The organism is Streptomyces sp. NPDC056222 (assembly GCF_042264065.1).
Lineage (GTDB): Bacteria > Actinomycetota > Actinomycetes > Streptomycetales > Streptomycetaceae > Streptomyces.
Genome location: NZ_JBHJTL010000190.1, coordinates 1 through 3,888, shown reverse-complemented (window position 1 = coordinate 3,888; position 3,888 = coordinate 1). Strand labels below are relative to the sequence as shown.

The 3,888-nt window shown below is 67.6% G+C and carries 8 protein-coding genes; 1 reads left to right on the top strand and 7 read right to left on the bottom strand.

Annotated features, from left to right (window positions below):
• The 6 genes from ACFC0D_RS38245 to ACFC0D_RS38220 form a co-directional block, all read right to left on the bottom strand.
• Positions 1–337: hypothetical protein (locus ACFC0D_RS38245; protein ID WP_376446652.1), on the bottom strand; the 337-nt coding region annotated here is incomplete at its 3' end.
• A gap of 91 nt (positions 338–428) precedes the next feature.
• Positions 429–1,133: a hypothetical protein gene (locus ACFC0D_RS38240; protein ID WP_375821546.1), complete on the bottom strand. Its 705-nt coding sequence runs from the start codon at positions 1,131–1,133 to the stop codon at positions 429–431.
• The gene (locus ACFC0D_RS38235; protein ID WP_375821545.1) at positions 1,111–1,398 is read right to left on the bottom strand and encodes a hypothetical protein; all 288 of its coding nucleotides are present in this window, start codon (positions 1,396–1,398) and stop codon (positions 1,111–1,113) included. Before ACFC0D_RS38235 ends, ACFC0D_RS38240 begins: the two co-directional genes overlap by 23 nt.
• A complete protein-coding gene (locus ACFC0D_RS38230; RefSeq protein ID WP_375821544.1) occupies positions 1,391–1,996 on the bottom strand; it encodes a hypothetical protein in 606 nt (201 codons plus the stop codon). The genes ACFC0D_RS38235 and ACFC0D_RS38230 overlap by 8 nt, the downstream gene beginning before the upstream one ends.
• Positions 1,993–2,325 carry a hypothetical protein gene (locus ACFC0D_RS38225; protein ID WP_375821543.1) on the bottom strand — a complete coding sequence of 111 codons (333 nt, stop codon included), beginning with the start codon at positions 2,323–2,325 and terminating at the stop codon, positions 1,993–1,995. The genes ACFC0D_RS38230 and ACFC0D_RS38225 overlap by 4 nt, the downstream gene beginning before the upstream one ends.
• A complete protein-coding gene (locus tag ACFC0D_RS38220; protein ID WP_375821542.1) occupies positions 2,318–2,512 on the bottom strand; it encodes a hypothetical protein in 195 nt (64 codons plus the stop codon). The genes ACFC0D_RS38225 and ACFC0D_RS38220 overlap by 8 nt, the downstream gene beginning before the upstream one ends.
• A gap of 448 nt (positions 2,513–2,960) precedes the next feature.
• Between ACFC0D_RS38220 and ACFC0D_RS38215 the strand changes: the two genes are divergently transcribed.
• Complete coding sequence (locus tag ACFC0D_RS38215; RefSeq protein ID WP_375821541.1) at positions 2,961–3,272, top strand: helix-turn-helix domain-containing protein; 312 nt, start codon at positions 2,961–2,963, stop codon at positions 3,270–3,272.
• Positions 3,273–3,680: 408 nt separating this feature from the next.
• Here the strand turns inward: ACFC0D_RS38215 and ACFC0D_RS38210 are convergent.
• Positions 3,681–3,888: hypothetical protein (locus ACFC0D_RS38210; protein ID WP_376446655.1), on the bottom strand; the 208-nt coding region annotated here is incomplete at its 5' end.

Below are 3,888 nucleotides of genomic sequence, written 5' to 3'. Positions count from 1 at the left end.
GTGTCCTCCCAGTGCGCGCCCATGTCGGCCAGCGCGTGGAGGCCGTAATCACCGACTGGAGGACCGAGAACGGCCCGTCCGCCTGGAAGGCAACGGTCGCGGCGTTGGACGCGGTCGTCGCGGTGACGCGGATCAGCGCGCCCGACAGGTACCCGTCCACCTGGAACTCGTACGGCTGGAGCGTCTGGGTGGCGGTGTTCTGCGTGACGGTCTGGGTGTAGACCTCGGACTCCAGGGTCCGGGTCCCGGTGACGAACGGGCGAGCGGCAACAACCTGCTGCTCCTTGCCCTTGCCGTTCTTGGACTGCGCCGGAGCCTCGGTCGCGGTCATGGTCATGTGGGTTCCTCCCTCAGTGCCCGACCGAGCGGGCAGAGTTTGTTAAGTAGGGAAACATATTCGGTTGCCTAAGGCAACCAAATGGGAAAGATCAAGGGCCGACCACGCACATCTGCCCCGCCTCCTGCCGGATGTACAGCCAGTGGAACTTGGGCAGGCGCCGCACCACGTCCACCACCAGGTCCGGGTCCACACCCGCGATCTCCCCGAACCGGTCCTGCGACCGCTTGTCCTTGATGTTCGCCAGGAACAGGTGTTGCGCCTGGTCGTACATCTCCAGCGGCACCATGGCCGGACGCTGCGTCGCCCCCCACAGACCCGACCCCAGGGACCGGCCCTTGGTCCAGATCCGGGTGAGGTCCCGCTTCATGTCCATCTCCCGGACCAGGGACACCACCTCATCATCGAAGATGATGTTGTCCCCCTTGACGTACAGCCGCTTGTGCATCTCCTTGAACACCCGCTCGTGCCGGATCTCGTCGGCCGCCGGATCGTTCGTGTGGTGCGGCCACACCACCCACCCGTTCACCTTGGGCATGCCCGGAGCACGCGGCGGAGGGGGAAACGTGAGCGTGCGCTTCCAGCGGTCGTGCTGGGCCAGGAACTCGCCCACGGTCTTGTCCTTGGCCTTCATGACCGTGATGTACCCGGTCAGGTCATCCGACACGGACCGCGCGAGGAGCTGGAGCGCAAGGCGCGTCTTGCCCGAACCGGTCGGGCCGATGAACGACACGTGCTCACCCGCGCCGTACTCCCACACCGAGGAGAGGAACCTACGCCGCTCGATCAGCCTCACGCTCTGGCTCGGTGCCGCCCGCGGCGCCCTGGTCCTGGCCATCCCCACCCCCCAGCTCCCCCACGCCGTACCGCTCCCGCAGCCTCAGCGCCTCGGACTCCCACTCGCCGCACACCTTCAGCAGCTCCGAGTACCGGCGCTTCCACGCGATGATCCGCGCCTCGGCCAGCACCAGCGCGTGCTGAGTCCGGCCGCACCGCACCAGCGCAGCCTCGTACGCGTCCTCGGACGACACCTCGGTGTCGTACTGCACCTCGTCAGACATGGGCCATCACCCGGGGCGTGGGGACCTGGCCGCGCTCGTGCTGGACGGGCGGCTCGGTCGGCGCCGGCCGCTGCTTGGCCATCGCGGCCCCGCGCTGGTCCAGGATCCGCTCGATGTCCTCACGGCTCTTGGCACCCATCATCTGCGCGATGTGCGGCGGCACCTTGCCCAGGAGGTGACCGAACTGGACGAAGGTCATGATGCCGACCCCGAGCACGCCGCCGACCGCACCCACGCCCCCGAGGCGCTCCAGCACGGCCGCGAGCCGCGGCTGTTCCACGGCCAGGTCCGCCAGCGCGTCCGACCACGCCGGCGCCACCTCGGCCGCCGCGAACCCGAGCACCGGATCGGCCATCGACAGACCAGCGACCGGCAGCGCCAGGACATCGTCCACCGCCTTGCGGTACTTCTCGCGCGCGGGACCCGTCGGCGTCTTCGTGCTCCGGGACCTCGAGGCCGGCCGCTGCTTGCCGCCCCCGCTCGTGCCCGTGCCCGCGTCGCTGCGCTTCTTGCGGAAGCTCCCGTCCTTGTTGAGGGTCGGGTTTCCGTCCTTGTCCGCCGCGTGGATCTCGGGGTCGAAGATCTCGTCTGCGCTCACAGGAGTGCCTCCGGGTTGAAGTAGGTCGCGGGGTCGGCCAGCTTCAGGCCGGCGTCGTAGAGGTCCTCGCACGTGTCGAGGAACAAGCGCAGCTCCCCGAGCGTCGGTATGCCGGTCAGGCACAGATACGCACACTGCGTCTCGTGGAGCTGGAACCGGGTCGCGTCCACCTTGGTCGGGTACGCCTTCATGTCGCACGAGCCGTCCGACAAGCTGATGGCCAGCCAGGAACCGTGCGCCTCGGGCCCGTTGACCGTTTCGAAGAGCAGCACGTGTCCGTGCGCGCGGCGCGCCCGTTCTGCCTTGGGGTCAAGGGGGGTGTCAGCCATGGCCGTTCACCCGCGTGTCGTGCACCAGCAGCGCGGCCACGATGAGCGCGGTCACCGCGACCGCGGTCAGTGCGATGTTCAGGGTGGCCTGAGACTCCGCAGCGGTGCCGATTTTTCTGCTCGTGTCCCTTACGTCCGCCGTAGTTTGCTCGAAGCTAAGTAGCTTGTCCGCAAGTGGATTCCTCATGGAGATAATGTACATGCATACATAGGGCAATAGGTCTGGTCTGTCACAGACTTGTGTACGGGCGCGATCGTCCGAAACGCGCAGCCCGGTGTATGGTGAGGCAAGAAGTTGACCCCCGGTGATCGACACTCACCGGGGGTCACGGCGGCCCAACCCGTCTTGTCGAGGGGTCTTGAGCCGCTGGGACGTTGAAGTCGCCCTAAGAAAGACCAGCGGCAACCCCACGGGTGAGCTGCTTCGTGAAGAGTAGCACGGTCTCTCTGAGTCGACATTTTCTGCGCCTAGCGTCTACAGATTTTCTCCACATTCGGATGGTTGCCCTCTGACCTGCGGAAATTTTCGCGGACCAGATATTTCCATCTGGAACGAAAAAACGCCCGCAGGTGGACAAAACCGCAGGTCAAACACTTGCGGAAAGACGCTACCCGGGCGGACGGAGAAAAATATCGTGACCGAGGCCACATCCCCCCTCCCGCAGTACATGACCGTAGCCGAGGTAGCTGAAGAGCTGCGCGTCACGCCCATGACTGTCTACCGCTGGATTGCGGACGGGGAGATCCCCGCCCTGAAGCTGGGCAGGCGCACGTACCGCATCTTCCGCGAGGACTACCTGGCCTACCGCGACCAGCGCCACCAGGACGCCCACGACCGCGCGGACGCCGCCGGTAGGCCGGCCCCCGCACCCCACGTCCCCGGACAGACCGAGTTCCCCATGCCACGGGTCATGCCCGGACCCATCGACGGCATCGCAGCCCTGTGACCGCCCGTCGCGAATACCGCGGCCCCCGCTGCACCTCGTGCGGCCACCCCGGACAACTCACCGATGGCTCCTGCGCGTCCTGCCTGACCGACCCCGCAGCCATCCCCGAAGACCCCACGCCGACGCGGCCTCCTGCTGCGCCGGCACCTCGGCCTGCCCGCGTGGCCATCCCCGCATGGCTCGCGATCGAGTCGGCCGCGTCCGCTCGCGCACGCCAGCACCGGGCGGCCCGCGGCAACTGACCACCCCTGGACAACTCCACAGAGGCGCCCTTCCCCGGGCTCGCCAGCGCGACGGGACGACGTGACGCGCTGGCACCCGCACCTACCCTTGGCAGCTCGGTGCACTGCCCGCCGGCTGATCCCCGGTGTAACGCCGTTAGACGGAGTGCCGCACAGCCGACCCTCTTCACTCGGCAACGATCTCTCCCGAGACGATCACGCAAACGGTGGGCCTGGAGCCCTGCGCGATCGACCCCCGGGACCAGGTGCCGCGCACACGCGCGAGCGGGCAAGCACTCTGGGGGTCGAGAAGGCCGTCCTCGCCGTGATCGAGCAGATCGGCCCGGAGCTCGTCGGCTACGACGCCACCGAGCAGCGCCTGATCGACCAGGCCA

Bases quoted from the DNA above. Each gene is read 5' to 3' on its own strand.
- ACFC0D_RS38220 (WP_375821542.1), bottom strand. From the start codon at position 2,512: ATGAGGAATCCACTTGCGGACAAGCTACTTAGCTTCGAGCAAACTACG.
- ACFC0D_RS38235 (WP_375821545.1), bottom strand. From the start codon at position 1,398: ATGTCTGACGAGGTGCAGTACGACACCGAGGTGTCGTCCGAGGACGCG.
- ACFC0D_RS38225 (WP_375821543.1), bottom strand. From the start codon at position 2,325: ATGGCTGACACCCCCCTTGACCCCAAGGCAGAACGGGCGCGCCGCGCG.